This window comes from Streptomyces guryensis (assembly GCF_021261325.1).
Classification (GTDB): domain Bacteria; phylum Actinomycetota; class Actinomycetes; order Streptomycetales; family Streptomycetaceae; genus Streptomyces; species Streptomyces guryensis.
Genome location: NZ_JAJSBI010000007.1, coordinates 82,378 through 101,817, shown reverse-complemented (window position 1 = coordinate 101,817; position 19,440 = coordinate 82,378). Strand labels below are relative to the sequence as shown.

Below are 19,440 nucleotides of genomic sequence, written 5' to 3'. Positions count from 1 at the left end.
CGGGACTAGCGACGCGAAGGATCCTCCTTCCTTGACGACTGCGACCGTTTCCGAGATCCAGCACGTCACTTCCGCCGGCCTCTTCCAGGTCCGGCCCTTCACCCCTCACTGCGAGGTCATCCGCACCGCCGCCGACCACGCCGTCATCGGCGTCTCCCCGGGCAACAGCTACTTCTCCGCCGCCCGCATACACGACCTGGCCCGCTGGGGCCTCGCCCTCTTCGACAGCGTGGACTTCGTCTACACCGACCTGCACGTGGCCGAGATGTACGAGGCCTCCGGCTATACGGCCGACGACGCGCGCCGCAAGGCGGTGAAGAACCTGCGGGGCGTCCGCGCCAAGGTGCTCGGCGCCGTCGAGGCCGCCGACCCCGACGGCACCCGCCTCAGGGCGCACGCCATGTCCGAGCTGCGTGACAACCCGGCGTACCGGGAGATCCACGAGGACCTGCGCACCCGGCTGTCCTCCGACGACGAGTTCCGCACGACCTGCGAGAAACTCGTCGACTCCTTCCTGTCGACCAAGGAACAGGAGGTGACCGCACGCCAACGGGCGGTCTGCATGGAGTACGTCACCGCGGAGGCGCCCCTCTTCCTCGACACCCCCGCCATCCTGGGCGTCCCCTCCTCCCTCAACTGCTACCACCAGCTCCTGCCGATGGCCGAGCTGCTCTACTCGCCCGGCGCGGGGCTGCGCGCCTCCCGCAACCAGGGCCACGCCATCGTCACGCCGGCCGAGGGAGCCACCGATGCCCGCTGAAACCATGCCCGGTCAGACCATGCCCACCGACGAACTCATCGATTTCCCGTTCTCCTGGCGCGGTGACCAACTGCCCGCAGAGGTGGCGCAGTTGCGCGAGTCGACACCGGTACGGCGGGTGCGCACCATCGCCGGTGACGAGGCCTGGCTGGTGTCGTCGTACGACCTGTGCAAGCAGGTGCTGGAGGACCCGCGGTTCAGCCTGAAGGACACCTCGGCGCCGGGCGTCCCCCGCCAGTACGCGCTGACGATCCCGCCCGAGGTCGTCAACAACATGGGGAACATCACCGGCGCCGGACTGCGCAAGGCCGTGCTCAAGGCGCTCAATCCGAAGAGCCCCGGGCTGGTGGAGTGGCTTCGGTCGTACGCCGACGAACTGGTCGACGGCCTGGTCCGGCAGGGCGCTCCCGTGGACCTGCGGGGCGGTTTCGCCGATCCGTACTCGGCGGGCATGCACTGCCGCATCCTAGGCATCCCGAACGCGGACGCGCCCGGGCTGATGCGGAGCCTGGACATCGCGTTCATGAACTCGGCCTGCCCGGTCACCGGGGCCCGGCTCAACTGGGACCGCGACATCGCGTACATGACCCGGCGGCTCGACGACCCGGCGACCACGGGTCTGATGGCCGAGCTCGCCGCCCTGCGCACGGACCCCGACTACGCCCACCTCACCGACGAGATGCTCGCGACGGTCGGCGTGACGATGTTCGGCGCGGGAGTCATCTCGACGTCGGGCTTCCTGACCATGGCCCTGGTGTCGCTGATCCAGCACCCCGAGCTGCAGGAGGAACTGGTCGCGGACCCCGGGAAGATCCCCGCGGCCGTGGACGAACTGCTCCGTGTCAACCTCTCCATCGGCGACGGGCTGCCGAGGCTGGCCACCGAGGACGTACTCCTCGGGGACGTGAAGGTGGCGGCCGGCGAGCTGGTCCTCGTCCTCGTCGAAGGCGCGAACTTCGACCCGTCCGCCTTCCCCGACCCGCACACCGTCGACCTGACCCGCGCCAACGGCACGGCCCACCTCTCCTTCGGCGGCGGCGGCCACTACTGCCCCGCCACCGCCCTCGGCCGCAAGCACGCCGAGATCGCACTGGAGACTCTGCTGGAACGGATGCCGCGGCTGCGCCTCGCGGTGCCGATCGAGCAGCTGGTGTGGCGGACCGGGTTCATGAAGCGGATTCCGGAGCGGTTGCCGGTGATGTGGTGACCGTCTGAGAGACCGCGGGACTCGGCAATCGGCCACCTCCGATCATTTTCGGTCGTCTTTGATTTTGTGGCATTAGGGTTCGCCTGTGCGCGTACTTCTGGTGGAAGACGATGAGCCGGTGGCCGAGTCCCTACGCCGTGGGCTCACCCGCTATGGCTTCGAGGTCGAGTGGGTCACCACGGGCGGCGCCGCGCTGAGCCACAGGGATCCGTACGACGTCGTACTCCTCGATCTCGGGCTGCCCGACACCGACGGCCTCGACGTGTGCAAGGCGCTGCGCCGGCGCGGTGACGTGCCGATCATCGTGATCAGCGCCCGCAGCGACGAGACGGACCGGGTGGTGGGCCTGGAACTCGGCGCGGACGACTATGTGTCCAAGCCGTTCGGGGTCCGGGAGGTCATCGCGCGGATAAGGGCGGTGATGCGGCGCGCCCAGCCCCGTACGCCGGAGGAGGCCGCGGCAGGCCCGGACCGGTACGGGTCCCGGCTGACGATCGACCGCAAGGCGGCCCGGGTGCATGTGGACGGCGAGGAGGTCGCCCTCGCGCCCAAGGAGTACGACCTGCTGGCATTCCTCACCGAGGAGCCGGGCGCCCTGATGTCCCGGGAGCAGATCATGGAAGCGGTCTGGGACGCGAACTGGTTCGGGCCGACCAAGACGCTCGATGTCCATGTGGCGGCGCTGCGGCGGAAGTTCGCGGGGATCATCACCGTCGAGGCGGTGCGCGGAGTCGGCTTCCGGCTGGAGATCGTCAAGGACGCCGAAGCGTCATGAACCGCCAGCTCATCCGCAGCTACATCCTGCTCGTCGCGGTCGCCATCCTGCTGTTCACCGTGCCCGTCGCCTTCACGCTCACCAAGCAGCTGCGCGACGACACCGAGTCGTCCGTCAAGCGCGAGGCGACCACCATGGCGCTGCTCCTGGGCAACGGCGACCGGGCGTCCTGCCAGGCCCTGGCCCAGATGGCCGCGGTGTACGACGTGGAGACGCCCGGCACCGTCCAGGTCGTCTCCACGAACGGCCGGACCTGCGCGCCGGACCTGCAGAAGCCGGCCCGGGACGCGGCGTTGGCCCAGGCCGTTCCGGACGGGAGGAGTACAACCGACTGGGGCTCGAGTTTCATCTGGGGCCGAAACCTGGTGATCACCGTTCCGGCCCGCGAGGCCACGGCGGCGGGCGCGGGCAAGGGGCCGGTCGCGGGCGCCGTACGGATCAAGTACTCCACTGGCGAACTCACCCACAGGCTGTGGACGATCTGGGGCTTCCGGGCGGGTCTCGCGGTGGCGGTGCTCGGGGTGGCGGCGCTGATCGGTGCGGTCGCGGCCCGCCGGATCACCGCCCCGCTGCGCGAACTGAACTCCATGGCAAGCAAGTTCAGCGACGGTGACCTGACCGCCCGCTCCCCGGTGACGGGCCCGCCGGAGACCCAGACCCTCGCCCGCACCCTCAACCAGGGCGCGGAACGCCTCGACACCCTGGTGGCGTCGCAGCGGATCTTCGTGGCGGACGCCTCCCACCAACTCCGTACGCCCCTCACGGCCCTGCGCCTGTCGCTGGACAACATCGCGGACGGGGTGGACGACGACTTCGTACGGGAGGACGTGGAGCAGGCGACCGCCGAGGTGGTCCGGATGAGCCGGCTGGTCAACGGCCTGCTGGTGCTCGCGCGGGCCGAGGCGAAGGTGACGGCCGCGGAGCCGTTGCCCCTCGGGGAGATCGTGGTCGAACGCCTGTCGGTGTGGAGACCGGCCGCCGACGAGCGCGGAGTCACCATCGCGCTCAGGGGGAGTGGTGTCGACGGCCGGCCGTCTGTGCTGGCCAGTCCCGGTCATCTGGACCAGGTGCTGGACAACGTGCTCTCTAATGCGCTCGAGGTCTCGCCGGACGGCTCCACGATCACCGTCCGGGTCGAACCGAAGGGCGACGAGGTGGTGCTCTCCGTCCTCGACCAGGGCCCCGGCATGACCGACGCGGGGAAGGCCCGCGCCTTCGACCGCTTCTGGCGCGGCCAGGGCCTGACCGGGCGCTCCGGTTCGGGCCTCGGCCTCGCCGTCGTCAAGCAACTGGTGACCGACGACGGCGGAACCGTGGCCCTGCGGGACGCCCCCGGCGGCGGGCTGTGCGTGGAGATCCGCCTACGGGCGGCCACACAGCGCGCCGGCGGCTGAGGTCACTTCTTCTCGGGCATCGCCGAGGAGTGGTGGTTGACGATCATCCACTTACCGGCGATCTTCTCGTACGCGTAGGTGTAGCGGGCCTCGACGACGCTCTTCTTGCCGGTGGCCTTGTCGGTGAGCGTGAACTTGTAGACGCCGGTGTCGATGGCGGAGTTGCTGTCGAGGACGTCGACGATCGTCTTGACCTTCTTGCCGACCGGCTTGCTCTGCAGGAACTTGTCGAAGTAGTCGACAATCTGGGCGTGGTTGGTGCGGACCTCGTTGGAGACGGTGGGCAGGAGCACCGCGTCCTTCGCGTACAGGCTCGCGACCTTCTCCGAGTCACCGGTCTTGAGCGCCCTGTTCCAGGTGTCGAACAGGCCCGCGATCTGTGCCTTGGTCGGCTCGGCGTGCTTGACGGCGGCCTTGGGCCCGGCGGTGGCGGCGACGGTGCCGATCGTGCCGAGGGCGACGACGGCCGTGGCGGTGGCGATGGCTGCGCACTTGGTTATGGAACGACGGGTCATCGCTGTCTCCAGTTTCGGTGCGGTTCCGGGTCTTCGACCTCCCTGCTGGGGAAGTGACTCCAGACTCGCTTTTCACTGGTTAGGGCCCATGCAGGCGTCGTACAGCACAGATCCAAGACCCATCCAACTCACTTGGAGTGACGACTTGACCACGACCGACGTACTGCTGGCGGGCATCGTGCTGCTCGGCTCCTGCGTGCAGTGGCTGACCGGCATGGGGTTCGCGCTGGTCGCCGTCCCCGCGCTCGTGCTGCTGCTCGGGCCTGCCGAGAGTGTCGTGCTCGCCAACTGCGCCGCGGGGGCCATCAGCGTCGTAGGCCTGGCGGGCGGGTGGCGCCGCGTACGCCCGGGGGCGATGGTGCCGCTGTGCGTGGCGGCGGCGTGCACGGTGCCGGTGGGGGCGTGGCTGACGCGTCAACTCCCCGCGCCCGCACTCCTGTTGGTGATGGGCGGGCTGGTGACGGTCGCCGTGCTGCTGGTGATGCGCGGCGCACGGGTGCCCGCGTTGCGCGGGACGAAGGGGGCGGTCGCCGCGGGCGCGGTGGGCGGATTCATGAACTCGGCGGCAGGGGTGGGCGGCCCGCCGGTGTCGTTGTACGCCCTCAACGCGGGCTGGACGGTACGGGAGTTCGTGCCGAACGCGCAGTTCTACGGGGTGATCGTGAACGCGTTCTCGGTGGCGGCGAACGGGGTGCCGCGACTGGGCGGGGCGCGGTGGGGGTGGGTCGTCGCCGCGATGGTGGTGGGGGCGGTGATCGGCAGGGGGCTCGCCGAGTGGATACCGGAGAAGCGGGCCCGCCTGCTGGTGTTGTCTCTGGCTCTGGCAGGCGGGGTCACTGCGGTGACGAAGGGGGTCTGGGCGCTGTGAGGCGTGGCTTCACAGCGCCCAGTGGCTCAGTCCACGAGCCCCTTCAGCGGCTCAGTGTCGAAGGTGATGCTCACGGGGTCGGGGAGCTTGACCGTGGCACCGAAAGGCAGCTTCTCCTCATGCCGGTAGCGGCCGCCCTCGGGCAGGTTGAACACGACGACCGAGCAGTCGTCGCGGTCGATGAGGAGGTAGACGGGGATCCCCGCCGCAGCGTAGCCATCAGGCTTCTCGACTCGGTCGCGTTGGTGCGTGTCAGAGTCGTGCGACGTGACTTCCACTGCCATGAGAACGCCCGCCGCCTCCGACCAGTCCCCATGCCCCGTCGGGAATCCGAACGGCGCAAGGACGCCGTCCGGGCGCGCCCGTCCCTTCCGATACCGCTCGACCTTCATGCCGCGGTCGCCATAGAGCCAGAGCTCGGGCCGGTGCTGCATGCACAACCGCTGCAACCAGGCGATGATCTGGTCGTGGTTGCCGTCGGTCACGGGCTTTGCCTGGACCCTTCCGTTGATGAACTCCAGCCGCACCGTCTCCGGCGCATGCCGTTCCAGCTCCTCGAACTCCTCGACGGACATCTGCGGCCGGTTCTCGGTCCTGGGGGTCATGGCGTCGCCTCCTCGACTCCATGGTGCCCTGACCGGTGCGTCCTGCACGCTCATACGCTGCTCCCATCCCGAACGTCTCCCTGACCGCCCCCAGCGGCGGGACCGAAGAGCCGGTCGATGCGCACATCGGCCTCCGCGAGCTCCGACTCGGCGAAGGCCCCGAACTCCCCCCTCGTATTCCCGTATGGCCGCAAGCCCGGCGGCACGCAATTGCTCGTGGTTCGGGTGCGTGCCGAGGTACTCCTTCACCGCATCCGCGACCGCGGCGTCGATCGACTGCCGAATCCCCTCCGTGTACGCCCGCAGCAGGGCGGTGAGGTCCGGGCCGAGGTCAAGGACAGGCGCCCGGAGTCTTCGTCCAGCCCGGTCACCTCCGCCGCCCGGCCTTCGACCGCAGGCCGCCCGCCTCGCGGACCTCGGCGGCCCAGCGGGCGACGTCCACCACGTCGGGTGCCGGGCCGGACAGGAATGTCTGTGGGACCACCGGGACCGGCGTTCCGTCCTGGGTCTCCAGCGCGAGCCCCACCCGGCACTCGCGGCACAGGCCGTCGACGATCTCCGCTGTCCGTTCGTCCGCGTCGCAGGTGCCGCAGGCCATGATCACGCGGGTGACACGGGCACGAGCCGGCGCGGTCTTCTGGCGCGCCTTCGCCTTCTTCGGGGGCATCTTGTTCTCCAATCGGTTGCCGGCGGGCCCGCCCGGGTTGGGTCTCGGCGGTTGGGAGCCCGTCGGTCAGGGCCTTCGTGAGGTCGTACGTCGTCGCGCCACGCGCCAGCCACTCCGCGGCCAGGGGCTCAAGGACCCGGCAGTCGCGGTCGGACAGGGGCATACGGGCGTCGAAAGCGCGGAGTTCGGCGAGGGTCAGATAGGCAGCACTGGGCTGCTCGGCGGCCTCTTCGTCCGACTCGGGCTGTTCGGCTTGTGGGGCGGACTCCAGCTCACCCTCGGCAACCGGGACGGCCTCGGATTCCGCGGTTTCCTCGATCCGAGCCAGCCCCGGCTGGTAGTGCTCGGTCACGTCCTTGCCGTCGCGCTCCCGTGCGAAGTCCGCCCACCACGCCGCCGACCTGCGGGTGCGCGACCAGTACGTGCGCGTCACGCAGCGCATCGTGCCGTCCTCGGCGGTGACGTGCTCCTTGATCCAGCGCAGGTGGCCGACGAGGACGAGGACGCCCAAGGAGACGCGGGTTGCCTGCCGGCCGTAGCGCGGATGCTCGGCGGCGATGACCTTGTGGCCCATGGCGTGGCCGTCTTCGAGACGATCGACGAAGACGGCGATCTCGCGGTCGCGGAGGCTCAGGTGTGCGAAGTCCGGGTCGGCGTGCGGGTCTTCGTCACCTACGGCGCGTTTTCCGTAGCCCGTTTTGGCCATGGGGTGCGACGGGGACGGCAGGGCAGGACTAGGCTGGGCGTAGGCCACGATCGAAGGTTCCGTTCGATCCGTAGGTCAGGCCCCGGAGCCGGTGTTGGCGCACCGACCGGGGCCGAACTATTTGGTCGTTTGCCGCGAACCTAGAGCGGCTTTACGTTCCGGTGCAAGCCAATCACGGAACGTCACCCATTCGAGGTACGACGCCTCAACTCACGTACAGACTTGGTTGGTTGGGTTGGATTTCAACCAAACCAGATATCGCAAAACCCAGTGGAAGAGCTCGAAGCCCAAGGCTCAAGCTCCGGGCTGAACTGCGGAATGAAGGCCGTTCAGGCGGGGGCGGTGACGTGGAGCTCGGGGCTCGCGGGGAGCTTGGAGTCACGAACGTGGATGGCGGTGGCGAACGCGACTTCGACGCAAGCGCCACCCTCGCTGTCGCTGTAGCTCGACTTGAACCACTTCAGCTGGTCGCTCACGGCTGATCCACCATCCGTTCGAGGAAGCGGGCGGAATCATCGGGGCGAGAGCCTGCGTGCGGATCACGCTAAGCCGCTCGGTCACGCGGCTGACAACCCCCGGATCCGCCGAAAGCTCGCTGGCGAACGACCCCTCCGTGAATGGCGCATCGCTCATGGTCCCGGGTCTCCAGCAGCACCATCGACCCCATGAGGGCCGCAGGAATGGCACGTTCGAAGGGAATCACCTGCACAACGACATTCCGGGGGCGGGCCACCTCCAGGGGACGGCGCAGCTGCTCGTCGTCCACCTGAGGGCTGCGCAGAACCGCCTCGTAGAGAACGAAGCTCAGCCCCACCGGCGGCATCCGGTCCGTGAGGATGGCCTGTCGCTCCATCCGCCCCGCGACCCGCTCCTCCACCGTCTCGTCGTCCAGCGGCGGAACGTGGTTGTCGATGAGTGCACGCGCGTAACCCTTCGTCTGCAACAGGCCAGGGATATACGTGTCTTCGTACCACCAGATACTGGTGGCCTCCCTCTCCCGCTCCATGAAGTCCTGCGCCCGCGCAGGGAACCGCTCCCGGTTCATGAACTCCTTGGCCGCACTCAACATCCCCCGCGCATCGCACAGTTCGTCCGCCACCTCCAGCACACGGGAAGTCGGCCTGCGCGCCCGCGCTCCATCGACGTGATGGTGTCCGGGGAGTAGTTGGCGGCGGACGCGAGCTTCTCGCGCGTGACGTCCGCCTTCACACGCCACCGCTTCAGCTGGTCACCGGCGTATCGCCAGGCAACAGGCGGTTGGGAGTTCGAGTTGCTGGACTGGCCTGACACCGCACGCACGTCCGACCGGTACACCCCGGCGTGCACCTACTCAGCCACTACCGAGCGTAGCCCTAGGTGCGCAACTGCGTGACGTGATGGGGGAATTGGGGCCGAGGTGATGCTCTGTTCAGGATCCGGTGGACGCCGAGCCGATGTCGCCGCCGGCCGCGATGGAGCCAGGGCCGGAGGCGGACACGCTGCCCGGCGCCGTCGTGCCTCCCGACGGTGGCGGTGGCGCGGGCGCGGGCGGTGCCGTCGTACCGCCCGTGGACGCCGTACCGATGTTGCCGCCTGCGGCGATCGCGCCCGCGCCGGGAGCGCTGACGCTCGACTGCGGGGCCCCCGGGGTGGAGGTGCCGCCGAACTGTGCGACGAGGGCCAGCGCGAGACCGACGAGACCGACAACTCCTCCGGTCACGCTCGCCACTTGGTCCGCCTTGCCGAGGTCCACGACAGCCACCGCGATCAGCGTCGCCGCACCCGCCCCGAAGAGACCGACTCCAGCCCATGCCCAAGGTTTCAACGCCATTGCCGCATTGTGACGGACAGCGGGTCAGGGGTTCTCGTCTTCCGGGGATTCCGACGGTGCTTCCAGCGGCAGCTTCAGCGAGTCAGGGGCCACGGCGACCAGCGTCTGCATCGCCTGGTTCAGCAGGTCGGCCATGTCCGAAGGCTTCAGGGTCCCGTTCACGGCCGACTCGCGGACACTCTGGAACCAGGCCAGGATCGGCTCGATGGCCTCCGCTTTCGACTCAGCCGACCCAGGGGAGGAAGGCGGCGACATCTGTCGTGCCCTGGCGGCGAGTTCTTCCAGCCCGCCCGACAGGTTGGTCTGGAGGAGCGGGAATTGCTTGAGCATGTCTCGCAGGCCCCGGAAGGTCGAGACGATCGAGTCATCGGTGCCCAGCATCCGCGCCGCGTCCGACACCACCTGGTCCACCGCCTGGGACAAGTTGCCCCCCTGTCCCACGAAGGCGTACGCACCAGCGAGTGTGATCCGCGCCGTCAAGGTCTTGGGATGATCCTTCCCGTACACACGCTCACACGCGGCGGCATACCGCTCGGCTTCGTCCGGATGAGTCGCCGAGCCCATCATGTTGCTCATCCCCGTGGGGCCGAGGGCTTTCACGGCCGCAACCATGCCGGGCATCGCGTCGGGGGAGGGATCGGCGGAGCCGTAGAAGCCGAACTTCTCGAACATCTCCCCCAGTTCGCTCTTCATGAGGTGCACTTCCGGAGCCAGCGTCAGTCGCTCCCCCTGGATCGAAAGAGTCACGTGATGGTCCGCGCCCAGAGCCGTCCGGCACTCCTCGAACAGCGTGTCCAGCAGGTCCATTGCGGAGCGAGCGTCCGGGTACGAGCGGTGGTCCGAGGCATTCAGGGCAAGCAGCTTGCGCGCCTGGAAGGTCCGCGGGTGCTGTTTCCCCAAAATCCGCGCACGCCTCGCCACTACGTCCTCCAGCAACGCTCCGACCCGCTCGTTGCCCCGCGCGGGCCGGAGCATCCGTGCCAGTTTCAGGCGGGCGGTGAGCGTCACATCGTGATCATCGCCCAGCGCTCTCACGCAGTCGGCGAGGACCCGCTCGGCGAGCGGGACGGCGCGCTCGTGGTCGTCCGCCCGATACAGGGCATACGCGAGTGCCGCGCGCGTTTCCAGCGTCTGGGCGGACTCGGCGCCGAAGAGCCGGCTCCGGGCGGCTTCGGTGCGTTCGAACAGAGCGATGGCCTTTGGCGCCAGTCCTGGTCCGGTGGAACTCAGCTGGTCGGCCGTCCACGCCAGCAGACGCGCCGTCGTCTCCGTGTCCGTCTCCGGCCCCGCGTGCTCGATCAGGGCCTCGACATGCGGGAGCAGCAGGCGCATGGTCGACCAGGCACTCGGATCGTACGGGTCCTCGGGAATCGCCGCCGCCAGAGTCCGCACCGCACTCTTGCGCGCGGCCTCGACGGCGACCGTGTGGCGGTGGTCGTCGCCCTCCGCCGGGGTCCGGGACACCGCCTGCACCAGCCGGTGCACGGACACGGTGTCGTCGTACAGCGTGATCATGCTGTGGGCGGCGAGGCGGCCCAGCGCGCCCCGTACGGCGGGCGGTTTGCCCAGGGGCCCGAAGAGGGAACGCGGGATGCCCTCGGGGGCGTACCAGCCGAGCATCAGCAGTAGCCGCACAGCCAGCGGATCGTCGGCCAGGCGGTCGAGGGTGAGGTGCCAGATTCGGGCGATGGTGCGTTCGTTGTCGCCGCCCTCCTCGGTGGCCGCGTACATTTCCGCCGGATAGGCGGCCAGGTCGTCCAGGTACTCCCGGGGCGTGCAATGGGTCTGGGCGCAGTAGGCCGCGGCCTGGGCGACCGCCAGGGGGAGGCAGCCCAGTTCCGCGCAGAGCGCGGCCACGTCCGCGGGCTCCGCACCGCCGCGGATCTGGTTGAAAAGGTCTACCGCCTCCTCGACCGTCAGCACGTCCAACTCGACGCGTTCCGCGATGCCCTGCCAGCCCGTCGAGCGCCGGCTCGTGATCAGGGAACGGCCCGAAGTGGCCTGGGAGAGAAGAGGGTAGACGTCGGCCGGGTCGGAGACGTTGTCGAGGACGAGCAACCAATCGGAGTGGGACGCGAGCCACTGGCGGGCCCACTCGGCGAGCTGCTCCGGGGCGAGGAGGGTGACCAGGGACGGACAGAGGGCAGCGGCCAGTTTGGCCAGACCCGCGTCGACCGCCGCCCGGCTGTCCGCGGTGATCCACCAGACCGGGCGATTCTTCCCGACGCGGCCCGAGGCCCAGCGGGCGGCGAGAGCGGACTTGCCGATACCGCCGAGGCCGTGCATGGCGTGCACGAGCGCCTGCCCCGGGGTGGCCAACGCCTCGTCCAGCAGCGCCAGTTCAGGATCGCGGCCCACGAACAGGGCGGCCCGGGTGGGGAGGTGGAACACGCCCGCCGGACAGGCGACGTCGGCGGCGGGCGGACAGGCGTCCGGCGACAGCAGCGTGGCGTTCTCGATGTGCATGCCCACCGCGCCGGGGGCCGTGATCGCCTGCCCGATGTCCCGCCCGGCAGCGACTGCTGAGGCGGCGGAGGCCTCGACGGAGGCGTCTACCGCGGGTCGGCGGTCGAACAAGGCGCTCATACGTCACATGATGACCACGTTGTCCGCCACCTGTCAGGAGAGTGCGGGGAATCGGCCGTCCCGGGGGCGCCGGGGTCCCGCTACCCCTGCTTGATCCCCAACGGCCCCCCGATCTCCTCCTGCATCACCTGGCCCGCCTCGAACTCCAGCGTCTCGTCGCCCATGGGGGCCTGGTCCGTGTCCAGGCCGTCCAGTTCCTCCAGGGGCTGGTTGAGGCGGACGTGGGCGACGATCGACTGCAGGGCGCGCAGGGTCGCCGAGGCCGTGGAGCCCCAGTTGGAGAAGTAGGAGAACTGCCACCACCACAGGGCCTCCGAGGTGCGGCCCGCGCGGTAGTGGGCCATACCGTGGCGGAGGTCGGTGATGACGTCGGTCAGGTCGTCGGAGATACGGGCCGGGACCGGGGCCTTGCGCGGCTCGTAGGGGTCGAAGACCTCGGAGTAGACGTCGATCGGGTCCAGCAGACGGGCCAGGTTCTCGCGAAGGTCGTCCACGTCGGCGTCCGGGCCCGTGTCCGGCTCGTAGCGCTCGTCGGGCACGATGTCCTCGTGCGCGCCGAGGCGGCCGCCGGCCAGAAGGATCTGGGAGACCTCCAGGAGGAGGAAGGGCACGGCCGAGTCGGGCTCGTCGCCCTTCGCCACCTCCGTGACGGCGACCAGGAAGCTCTCCACCTGGTCCGCGATCTGGACCGCGAAGTCGTCCGGGTCCTGCGTCGCGTCGTGCAGCGTGGCGTCAGACATCTAGAAGTCGTCTCCCCTCGAAGGCGCGGCCGAGGGTCACCTCGTCCGCGTATTCCAGGTCTCCGCCCACCGGGAGGCCGCTGGCCAGGCGGGTGACCTTGAGGCCCATGGGCTTGATCATGCGGGCGAGGTAGGTCGCTGTGGCCTCGCCCTCCAGGTTCGGGTCCGTGGCCAGGATCAGTTCCGTGACGGTACCGTCGGCCAACCGCGCGAGAAGTTCTCGTATACGCAGGTCGTCCGGTCCGACACCCTCGATCGGGCTGATCGCTCCGCCCAGGACGTGGTAACGGCCGCGGAACTCGCGGGTCCGCTCGACCGCGACCACGTCCTTCGGCTCCTCGACCACACAGATGACGGAGGGGTCGCGGCGGCTGTCGCGGCAGATGTTGCACAGCTCTTCCTGTGCGACGTTGCCGCAGGTCGCGCAGAAGCGCACCTTCGCCTTGACCTCCATCAGGGCCTGCGCGAGGCGCCGTACGTCCGTCGGTTCCGCCTGCAGGATGTGGAAGGCGATCCGCTGGGCGCTCTTGGGACCGACGCCGGGCAGCCGCCCCAGCTCGTCGATGAGGTCCTGCACCACGCCTTCGTACACGGACTGCCGTCCTTCCCGGGGTTCCCTACAAGTACGTACGGTAGTTGGCGGACGCCCCTCTTAGAAAGGCGGGCCCGGTCTCAGAACGGCAGGCCCGGGATGCCGCTGCCGCCGCCCAGGCCCTGGGCCAGCGGGCCCAGCTTCTGCTGCTGGAGGTTCTGGGCGTTCTCGTTCGCCGCCTGGACGGCCGCGACGATCAGGTCCGCGAGGGTCTCCGTGTCGTCCGGGTCGACCGCCTTCGGGTCGATCTTCAGGGCGCGCAGTTCGCCGGAGCCGGTCACGGTGGCCTTCACCAGGCCGCCGCCCGCCTGTCCGTCGACCTCCGTCTGTGCCAGCTCCTCCTGCGCCCGCTGCAGGTCCTGCTGCATCTTCTGGGCCTGCTGGAGCAGCTGCTGCATGTTGGGCTGGCCACCACCGGGAATCACGATCAGCTCCTGGTTTCGTACGGCTGTATGGGCGAGGTTTTCCCGCCTGGCACGAGCCTACGTGGTCCAGGCAGCCATCGCCCCAGCACTCTTTCGAGTGAGGTGTTGCCGAGTCCTATACCTGATCAAGACCCCCTTCCGGGCGGATTAGAGGTGAATTCAGGGGCTGAGCCACCCATTGGGCGGTAGGAAGGTTCGGGCACATCAGGATCAGGTGTCACGCAACGTGTGCGGTCGTGGTCAGCCTCGTGTTCAGTCTCGTGATCAGCGTCGTGGTCAGTAGGGAGTGCCGTGTGGGTCAGCCGGAGATGCAGCCCGAGGGACCGGCTCAGGACGGGTGGGGCGACGGTGCGGCCGGGCTGCGGCCGGGCGATCTGACCGGGAGGTCGTTCCCGCTCGGGGACTGGGGCGAGCCGGCCGAGCGGCTGCACGAGCTGTACCTCTGGGTGGAACGCGGGGCGCTGCAGACGGCGGCCTGGTATCTCGCGGACCGGGTCTGGAAGCGGCGGGGTGCGCGGGCGCTGCGGACGGGGGCCGCCCTGGGGGCCGTCACCGGGGCCGCGCTGCCGCTGCTGGACCTGACCGGGGTGATCGCCGGGATGGCCGCGTGGGGGTATCTGGCGCTGCTGTTCGCGGTGGCGTGTCTGGCGGTGGACCGGTTCTTCGGTGTGACCTCGGGCTGGATAAGGGATGTGGCGACCGCGCAGGCCGTGCAGCGGCGGCTGCAGGTGCTGCAGTTCGACTGGGCCTCGGAGAGTGTGCGGGAGGTGCTGGGCCCCGCGGAGGGGACGGCGAGTGAGGCCACCGAGCGGTGCCTGGCGGTGCTGCGGCGGTTCTCGGAGGACGTGACCGAGCTGGTGCGCACGGAGACGGCCGACTGGATGGTGGAGTTCCGGACCGGTTCCGCGCCGATGGGGATCCAGTCCGCCCCGGCCGGGGCCGGACGGCAGGAGATGAGCAGTGCACAGGGGCGCTTCCCGTTGCCTCCGGGGGTGGGCTCCCGCCCGAACATGCCGCGCCAGCGGCCGCCCGAGCCGCGGTGACCGAACCATTGGGTGAGCCGGGCGGCCAGGGCCGCGGGGCCGGGAACGCCACCGGCCTCCGGTGCCCGGTCCGGTTGACGGCCCGCACGCCGAAGAACACGCTGTCCACGCCACTACGGCACAAGGGTGCCCGTCAGCCCCTCGCCCGCCTCACTGCCTGGTGTACTTCAGCTTCTCGCCGTTGCTGGTGTTCGTGCGCTGCAGGCTGCCGTCCGGCAGCAGGCTGAGCTCGGTGGCGTCGCCCGGCTTGCAGTAGCCGGAATCGCCGGACGTCACGGTGGACGGGCCGATCTCCAGGGTGCCGTCGCCGCCCGGTGCCGCGGTCAGATCGGCCTGGAACACACAGTGGTAGCTGCCGCTGCTGGTGGGACCGTCGGCGACGAGGGACAGGACCGTGTCGCCCACCTTGCCCTGCTGGATGGTGAGTTCGCGGGTGTTCGCGCCGTCCGCGTTGGTGATGGTGGCCGTCCAGGTGCCCAGATAGCCGGTGGGGATCGCGCCGTTCGAGGGTGCGGAGGTGGTGGGCTGCGCACTCGTCGGGGCCGTCCGGCTCGGTCCGGGCTTCGAGGGGGCACCGGTGGTCGGGGCCGGGTTCGGCTTGTTGTCGCCCTTGTCGCTGCCGCCGTTCATGAGGGCGTAGACCGAGCCGCCGGCGCCGAGCGCGACGACCAGGGCCACCGCGACCAGCGCCACGGTGGAACGGCCGCTCCTGCGGGGCGGCTCCTGCGGGGTGTGCGGGACCGGGCCGGTGTAGGGCGGGCCGTAGGGCGGCGTGGAGCCGAGGCCGCCGTGGCCGCCGGGCTGTGGGGGGTAGCCGTAGGAGCCGGGCTGCTGCGGCGGGTAGCCGTAGGCGGGCTGCTGCTGGGGGTGCTGCTGCGGATAGCCGTAGGCCGGGGGGGTCTGCGCGTGCGCGGGCGGGGGTGTGGGCGCGCCCTGGCCCGCGACCATCGTGGGGAGGTGGTTCAGCGGGGCGCCGCTGCCCGGCTGCCCGGGCGGGGGCGGTCCGGCGGGTGCGCCCGCCTCCGGTGCGGAGTCGTCGGCGGCGGGGGCGTGCTCGGGGGAGGCCTCGGGGGCCGCCTTCCGCAACGAAGGCCCGCCCGGAGCCCCGTCCTCGGGGTCTTCCGCGTCCAGCAACTGCACGGCGTGACGGCCGAGTTGGGCGACGAGCGCGCTCGGCAGCCAGGGGTCGCGCGAGCGCCCGCCGTGCACGGTGTCCTCGGCCCCCGTGCGCTCCAGCACCTGCTCCAGCGTCGGCCGCGCGGCCGGGTCCTTCTTCAGGCAGTCCCCTACGAGGTCGGCGATGCCCTCGGGCACGTCCTCCAGGTCGGGTTCCTCCTGGGCGATGCGGAACATCAGGGCGTGCACACCACTGTTGGCGCTGCCGAAGGGGAGGTGGCCGGTGGCCGCGTAGGCCAGCACGGAGCCCAGGCAGAAGACGTCGCAGGCGGGCGTGATCCGGTCGCCGCGCACCTGCTCGGGGGCCATGAAGCCGGGCGACCCGACGAGCGCGCCGGTCCGTGTCAGCCCGCCGTCCGTCACGGTCTCCAGCGCCCGCGCGATCCCGAAGTCGATGACCCGCGGCCCGTCGATGGTGACGAGCACATTGGACGGCTTCAGGTCCCGGTGGATGATCCCGGCGGCGTGGATGTCCTGCAGCGCGTGGGCGAGCCCGGCCGCGAGGATGCGGACCGAGCGCTCGGGCAGCGCCCCGTGGTCGTGACCGACGACCTGCTGCAGGCTGGGCCCGGCGACGTACCCGGTGGCGACCCACGGCACCGCGGCCTCGGTGTCGGCGTCGAGCACGGGCGCCGTCCAGTGCCCGCCGACCCGCCGCGCGGACTGCACCTCCTGCCGGAACCGCGCCCGGAACTCCTCCTGCGCGGCCAGCTCCTCCCGCACCAGCTTCACGGCGACGGTACGGCCCCGGTCCGACCGGGCGAGGTACACGTGCCCCATGCCTCCGGCGCCGAGCCGAGCCAGCAGCCGGTAGGCCCCGATACTCCCCCAGCCTCCGGCCGGGGGGACCCCCAGCGGGTCCCCCGCTCCGAGATTCTCCATGGCTGCCCCGCCTTCCCCCCGTAGGTGCAACAGATCGAGAATAGTGCGGTCGCGGGGGTGGTCGCGGGGAGCGGTGTCTACGGTTCCGTAACAGGTGCGCCGAGCTGGTCCAGCACCTTGGACAGCCGTTCCAGTACCTGTACGGCTTCGGCGAGTCCGTCCTCCCCGAAGGCCTCGCCGTAGGCCTCCGCGAGCCGGTCGGCGAAGGCGGCGTGACCGGGGTCGATGCGATGGTTCGCCGCGCGGCCCTCCTCGGTCGGGGCGAGGAGCTTGGCGCGGCGGTGGGCGGGGTTGGGCCGGTACTCGGCGAGCCCGCGCTCGACGAGCAGGTCGGCGATGCGCTGCACACTCTGCCGCGTGATGCCCATCGCGCGGGCGATGCCGGCGACGGACAGCGGTTCGGCGAGCACCGCGCCGAGCACCTGCCACCAGGCGGCGGTGAGCCCGGCCGGCTTCGCCAACTCCTCGGCCACGGCAAGGAATCGACCATTGAGCCGGAAGACCCCGAGGGCGCTGCGGCTGAGCAGGTCCTGGCGTTCGCGGCTCACCGGGCCCTCTCCAGTACGGCATACGCCTCGGCGTCCGAGTCGTGGAACAGCCGGTACCAGGCGTCGAGCACCTCCCCCTCGTACACCCCGAGCAGCCGGAACACCTCCCGCGCGAAGGCGACGGGTTCGGTGGGCCCGGCGGTGATCAGCTTCCCGTCGGTCACGGCGTCGGCGTCGACGTAGCGCTCGCCGCCCTCGTACCCGGTCGCGGCGAGGTAGAAGGAGACCGCGCTGGTGTGGTCCCGGCCGTCCAGCAGTCCCTCGCGCGCCAGCCCGGCGGTGGCTCCGCAGATGGCGGCGACGGGGACCCCGGCGTCGAGGAAGGCGCGGGCCTTGCGGGCGAAGGGCGCGAGGTCGTCGGATGCGTCCCAGAGGTCGGCGCCCGGGAGGATCAGCAGGGAGCTGTCCTCGGGGTGTACGTCGTCCAGGGCCAGGTCGGGTCGTACGCACAGGCCGCCGATGGACCGCACCGGCTCACGGGTCGGCCCGACGGTGCGGATCCCGTACCCGGCTCGGGCGAGATAAGCGGTCGTGTGCCCCGTCTCCCAGTCGGCGAGGGTGTCGTACACGGCGAGATGGACGGGCCTGCGGCTGCTGCTCATGACTCCTCCTCCAGGAGCGAACCCATGACAGCAGACTGTCACTTCGACAGCTTGCTGTCAATCTGTTCCGTGCGCTTCCGTCGACAACCTGTCGCGGAAACCCCCACATCGCAGACAGGAAGCCGATACCGAGCGGACGCCGCGGACTCCTAGGCTCGCCGCCATGACCCCTCAGCCAAACCCCGAGGCCGGCGCCGCAGTGAAGGCCGCGGACCGTGCTCATGTCTTCCACTCCTGGTCCGCGCAGGAGCTCATCGACCCGCTCGCCGTCGCCGGTGCGGAGGGGTCGTACTTCTGGGACTACGACGGCAGGCGGTACCTGGACTTCACCAGCGGGCTCGTCTACACCAACATCGGCTACCAGCACCCGAAGGTCGTCGCCGCGATACAGGAGCAGGCCGCACACCTGACGACGTTCGCGCCCGCCTTCGCGATCGAGGCGCGTTCGGAGGCGGCCCGGCTGATCGCCGAGCGGACGCCGGGCGACCTGGACAAGATCTTCTTCACCAACGGCGGCGCGGACGCCGTGGAGCACGCCGTACGGATGGCGCGGCTGCACACCGGGCGGCCGAAGGTCCTGTCCGCCTACCGCTCGTACCACGGCGGCACCCAGCAGGCGGTCAACCTCACCGGGGATCCGCGCCGTTGGGCCTCCGACGGTGCCGCCGCCGGAGTCGTGCACTTCTGGGCGCCGTACCTCTACCGCTCCCGCTTCTACGCGGAGACCGAGGAGCAGGAGTGCGCGCGGGCGCTGGAGCACCTCGAGACCACGATCGCCTTCGAGGGGCCGGCCACCGTCGCCGCGATCATCCTGGAGACCGTTCCGGGTACCGCCGGGATCATGGTGCCGCCGCCCGGCTACCTCGCCGGTGTGCGTGAGATCTGCGACAAGTACGGCATCGTCTTCGTCCTGGACGAGGTCATGGCCGGGTTCGGGCGGACCGGTGAGTGGTTCGCCGCCGACCTGTTCGGTGTCGTACCCGACCTCATGACCTTCGCCAAGGGCGTGAACAGCGGATATGTGCCGCTCGGCGGTGTCGCCATCTCCGGCGCGATCGCCGAGACCTTCGGGAAGCGGGCCTATCCGGGTGGTCTGACGTACTCCGGGCACCCGCTGGCCTGCGCCGCCGCCGTCGCGACGATCAACGTGATGGCGCAGGAGGGCGTCGTCGAGAACGCGAAGAACCTCGGCGCCTCCGTCCTCGGGCCCGCGCTGCGCGAGCTCGCCGAGCGGCATCCGAGCGTCGGCGAGGTGCGCGGTGTCGGCATGTTCTGGGCGCTCGACCTGGTGAAGGACAAGGAGACGCGCGAGCCGCTGGTGCCGTACAACGCGGCCGGCGAGGCGAACGCCGCGATGGCCGCCTTCGGCGCCGCCGCGAAGAAGCACGGCATCTGGCCCTTCATCAACATGAACCGCACCCACGTCGTACCCCCGTGCAACGTGAGCGAGGCCGAACTGAAGGAGGGCCTCGCGGCACTGGATGCGGCGCTGTCCGTGGCGGACGAGCACACGGAGTAGCGGGCCGCGGCCGCTCAGGT

Annotated in this window: 22 protein-coding genes; 8 read left to right on the top strand and 14 right to left on the bottom strand. The window is 70.3% G+C overall.

Features of this window, described 5'->3' with window-relative positions; translation table 11 throughout:
* Positions 1 to 31: 31 nt before the first annotated feature.
* The 4 genes from LJ657_RS16255 (at position 32) to LJ657_RS16240 (ending at position 4,136) form a co-directional block, all read left to right on the top strand.
* Complete coding sequence (locus LJ657_RS16255; RefSeq protein ID WP_232649320.1) at positions 32 to 760, top strand: cyclodityrosine synthase; 729 nt, start codon at positions 32 to 34, stop codon at positions 758 to 760.
* A complete protein-coding gene (locus LJ657_RS16250) occupies positions 750 to 1,967 on the top strand; it encodes a cytochrome P450 (RefSeq protein WP_269786536.1) in 1,218 nt (405 codons plus the stop codon). The genes LJ657_RS16255 and LJ657_RS16250 overlap by 11 nt, the downstream gene beginning before the upstream one ends.
* A gap of 85 nt (positions 1,968 to 2,052) precedes the next feature.
* Positions 2,053 to 2,742, top strand: coding sequence for a response regulator transcription factor (locus LJ657_RS16245; RefSeq protein WP_232649319.1), 690 nt, complete (start codon positions 2,053 to 2,055; stop codon positions 2,740 to 2,742).
* Entirely contained in the window at positions 2,739 to 4,136 is a 1,398-nt protein-coding gene (locus LJ657_RS16240; RefSeq protein ID WP_232649318.1) for a sensor histidine kinase, read from the top strand. The genes LJ657_RS16245 and LJ657_RS16240 overlap by 4 nt, the downstream gene beginning before the upstream one ends.
* Positions 4,137 to 4,138: 2 nt before the next feature.
* Here the strand turns inward: LJ657_RS16240 and LJ657_RS16235 are convergent, their stop codons facing one another.
* Entirely contained in the window at positions 4,139 to 4,651 is a 513-nt protein-coding gene (locus tag LJ657_RS16235) for an SgcJ/EcaC family oxidoreductase (protein WP_232649317.1), read from the bottom strand.
* A 145-nt stretch (positions 4,652 to 4,796) separates the two neighbouring features.
* Between LJ657_RS16235 and LJ657_RS16230 the strand changes: the two genes are divergently transcribed.
* A complete protein-coding gene (locus tag LJ657_RS16230) occupies positions 4,797 to 5,519 on the top strand; it encodes a sulfite exporter TauE/SafE family protein (protein ID WP_269786535.1) in 723 nt (240 codons plus the stop codon).
* 26 nt (positions 5,520 to 5,545) lie between these two features.
* Here LJ657_RS16230 and LJ657_RS16225 read toward each other — a convergent pair whose 3' ends face one another.
* Together LJ657_RS16225 and LJ657_RS16220 are read right to left on the bottom strand one after the other, a co-directional pair.
* Positions 5,546 to 6,124, bottom strand: a complete 579-nt coding sequence (locus LJ657_RS16225) for a Uma2 family endonuclease (RefSeq protein WP_232649316.1) — start codon at positions 6,122 to 6,124, stop codon at positions 5,546 to 5,548.
* A 367-nt stretch (positions 6,125 to 6,491) separates the two neighbouring features.
* Positions 6,492 to 6,722 (bottom strand): hypothetical protein, encoded by a 231-nt coding sequence (locus LJ657_RS16220; RefSeq protein ID WP_232649315.1) that lies wholly within the window; start codon positions 6,720 to 6,722, stop codon positions 6,492 to 6,494.
* On the opposite strand from LJ657_RS16220, the gene LJ657_RS16215 reads away from it, so the two are divergent.
* Positions 6,721 to 7,641, top strand: coding sequence for a hypothetical protein (locus tag LJ657_RS16215; RefSeq protein WP_232649314.1), 921 nt, complete (start codon positions 6,721 to 6,723; stop codon positions 7,639 to 7,641). The genes LJ657_RS16220 and LJ657_RS16215 overlap by 2 nt on opposite strands.
* A 185-nt stretch (positions 7,642 to 7,826) precedes the next feature.
* Here the strand turns inward: LJ657_RS16215 and LJ657_RS16210 are convergent, their stop codons facing one another.
* The 8 genes from LJ657_RS16210 to LJ657_RS16175 all read right to left on the bottom strand — a co-directional run bounded on the left by LJ657_RS16210 (position 7,827) and on the right by LJ657_RS16175 (position 13,650).
* Complete coding sequence (locus tag LJ657_RS16210) at positions 7,827 to 7,973, bottom strand: DUF397 domain-containing protein (protein ID WP_232649313.1); 147 nt, start codon at positions 7,971 to 7,973, stop codon at positions 7,827 to 7,829.
* Between the two features lie 68 nt (positions 7,974 to 8,041).
* Complete coding sequence (locus tag LJ657_RS16205; protein WP_232649312.1) at positions 8,042 to 8,605, bottom strand: DUF5753 domain-containing protein; 564 nt, start codon at positions 8,603 to 8,605, stop codon at positions 8,042 to 8,044.
* Positions 8,560 to 8,706, bottom strand: coding sequence for a helix-turn-helix domain-containing protein (locus tag LJ657_RS16200; RefSeq protein ID WP_232649548.1), 147 nt, complete (start codon positions 8,704 to 8,706; stop codon positions 8,560 to 8,562). The genes LJ657_RS16205 and LJ657_RS16200 overlap by 46 nt, the downstream gene beginning before the upstream one ends.
* 199 nt (positions 8,707 to 8,905) lie before the next feature.
* Positions 8,906 to 9,307, bottom strand: a complete 402-nt coding sequence (locus LJ657_RS16195; RefSeq protein ID WP_232649311.1) for a hypothetical protein — start codon at positions 9,305 to 9,307, stop codon at positions 8,906 to 8,908.
* Between the two features lie 24 nt (positions 9,308 to 9,331).
* Positions 9,332 to 11,893 (bottom strand): tetratricopeptide repeat protein, encoded by a 2,562-nt coding sequence (locus LJ657_RS16190; RefSeq protein WP_232649310.1) that lies wholly within the window; start codon positions 11,891 to 11,893, stop codon positions 9,332 to 9,334.
* 80 nt (positions 11,894 to 11,973) lie between these two features.
* A complete protein-coding gene (locus LJ657_RS16185) occupies positions 11,974 to 12,633 on the bottom strand; it encodes a DUF5063 domain-containing protein (protein ID WP_232649309.1) in 660 nt (219 codons plus the stop codon).
* Positions 12,626 to 13,225, bottom strand: a complete 600-nt coding sequence (recR, locus tag LJ657_RS16180; RefSeq protein ID WP_232649308.1) for a recombination mediator RecR — start codon at positions 13,223 to 13,225, stop codon at positions 12,626 to 12,628. The genes LJ657_RS16185 and recR overlap by 8 nt, the downstream gene beginning before the upstream one ends.
* 80 nt (positions 13,226 to 13,305) lie before the next feature.
* The gene (locus LJ657_RS16175) at positions 13,306 to 13,650 is read right to left on the bottom strand and encodes a YbaB/EbfC family nucleoid-associated protein (RefSeq protein WP_232649307.1); all 345 of its coding nucleotides are present in this window, start codon (positions 13,648 to 13,650) and stop codon (positions 13,306 to 13,308) included.
* A 293-nt stretch (positions 13,651 to 13,943) separates the two neighbouring features.
* Here LJ657_RS16175 and LJ657_RS16170 point away from each other — a divergent pair, with 293 nt between their 5' ends.
* Positions 13,944 to 14,693, top strand: coding sequence for an SLATT domain-containing protein (locus LJ657_RS16170; protein ID WP_232649306.1), 750 nt, complete (start codon positions 13,944 to 13,946; stop codon positions 14,691 to 14,693).
* A gap of 150 nt (positions 14,694 to 14,843) precedes the next feature.
* On the opposite strand, the gene LJ657_RS16165 is transcribed toward LJ657_RS16170, so the two are convergent.
* The 3 genes from LJ657_RS16165 to LJ657_RS16155 form a co-directional block, all read right to left on the bottom strand.
* Positions 14,844 to 16,751, bottom strand: coding sequence for a serine/threonine-protein kinase (locus LJ657_RS16165; protein ID WP_232649305.1), 1,908 nt, complete (start codon positions 16,749 to 16,751; stop codon positions 14,844 to 14,846).
* 77 nt (positions 16,752 to 16,828) lie between these two features.
* Positions 16,829 to 17,299 (bottom strand): MarR family winged helix-turn-helix transcriptional regulator, encoded by a 471-nt coding sequence (locus LJ657_RS16160; RefSeq protein WP_232649304.1) that lies wholly within the window; start codon positions 17,297 to 17,299, stop codon positions 16,829 to 16,831.
* Positions 17,296 to 17,901: a type 1 glutamine amidotransferase family protein gene (locus LJ657_RS16155; RefSeq protein WP_232649303.1), complete on the bottom strand. Its 606-nt coding sequence runs from the start codon at positions 17,899 to 17,901 to the stop codon at positions 17,296 to 17,298. Before LJ657_RS16155 ends, LJ657_RS16160 begins: the two co-directional genes overlap by 4 nt.
* Positions 17,902 to 18,064: 163 nt before the next feature.
* Between LJ657_RS16155 and LJ657_RS16150 the strand changes: the two genes are divergently transcribed.
* Positions 18,065 to 19,420 carry an aspartate aminotransferase family protein gene (locus LJ657_RS16150; RefSeq protein WP_232649302.1) on the top strand — a complete coding sequence of 452 codons (1,356 nt, stop codon included), beginning with the start codon at positions 18,065 to 18,067 and terminating at the stop codon, positions 19,418 to 19,420.
* The last annotated feature ends 20 nt before the right edge of the window (positions 19,421 to 19,440 follow it).

What these genes read in the sequence shown, in the direction of transcription:
- LJ657_RS16165 (WP_232649305.1), bottom strand. Translation starts at nt 16,751, where the DNA reads ATGGAGAATCTCGGAGCGGGGGACCCGCTGGGGGTCCCCCCGGCCGGA.
- LJ657_RS16150 (WP_232649302.1), top strand. Translation starts at nt 18,065, where the DNA reads ATGACCCCTCAGCCAAACCCCGAGGCCGGCGCCGCAGTGAAGGCCGCG.
- LJ657_RS16225 (WP_232649316.1), bottom strand. Translation starts at nt 6,124, where the DNA reads ATGACCCCCAGGACCGAGAACCGGCCGCAGATGTCCGTCGAGGAGTTC.
- LJ657_RS16155 (WP_232649303.1), bottom strand. Translation starts at nt 17,901, where the DNA reads ATGAGCAGCAGCCGCAGGCCCGTCCATCTCGCCGTGTACGACACCCTC.
- LJ657_RS16185 (WP_232649309.1), bottom strand. Translation starts at nt 12,633, where the DNA reads ATGTCTGACGCCACGCTGCACGACGCGACGCAGGACCCGGACGACTTC.
- LJ657_RS16190 (WP_232649310.1), bottom strand. Translation starts at nt 11,893, where the DNA reads ATGAGCGCCTTGTTCGACCGCCGACCCGCGGTAGACGCCTCCGTCGAG.
- LJ657_RS16235 (WP_232649317.1), bottom strand. Translation starts at nt 4,651, where the DNA reads ATGACCCGTCGTTCCATAACCAAGTGCGCAGCCATCGCCACCGCCACG.
- LJ657_RS16220 (WP_232649315.1), bottom strand. Translation starts at nt 6,722, where the DNA reads ATGGCCTGCGGCACCTGCGACGCGGACGAACGGACAGCGGAGATCGTC.
- LJ657_RS16195 (WP_232649311.1), bottom strand. Translation starts at nt 9,307, where the DNA reads ATGGCGTTGAAACCTTGGGCATGGGCTGGAGTCGGTCTCTTCGGGGCG.
- LJ657_RS16240 (WP_232649318.1), top strand. Translation starts at nt 2,739, where the DNA reads ATGAACCGCCAGCTCATCCGCAGCTACATCCTGCTCGTCGCGGTCGCC.
- LJ657_RS16250 (WP_269786536.1), top strand. Translation starts at nt 750, where the DNA reads ATGCCCGCTGAAACCATGCCCGGTCAGACCATGCCCACCGACGAACTC.
- LJ657_RS16215 (WP_232649314.1), top strand. Translation starts at nt 6,721, where the DNA reads ATGATCACGCGGGTGACACGGGCACGAGCCGGCGCGGTCTTCTGGCGC.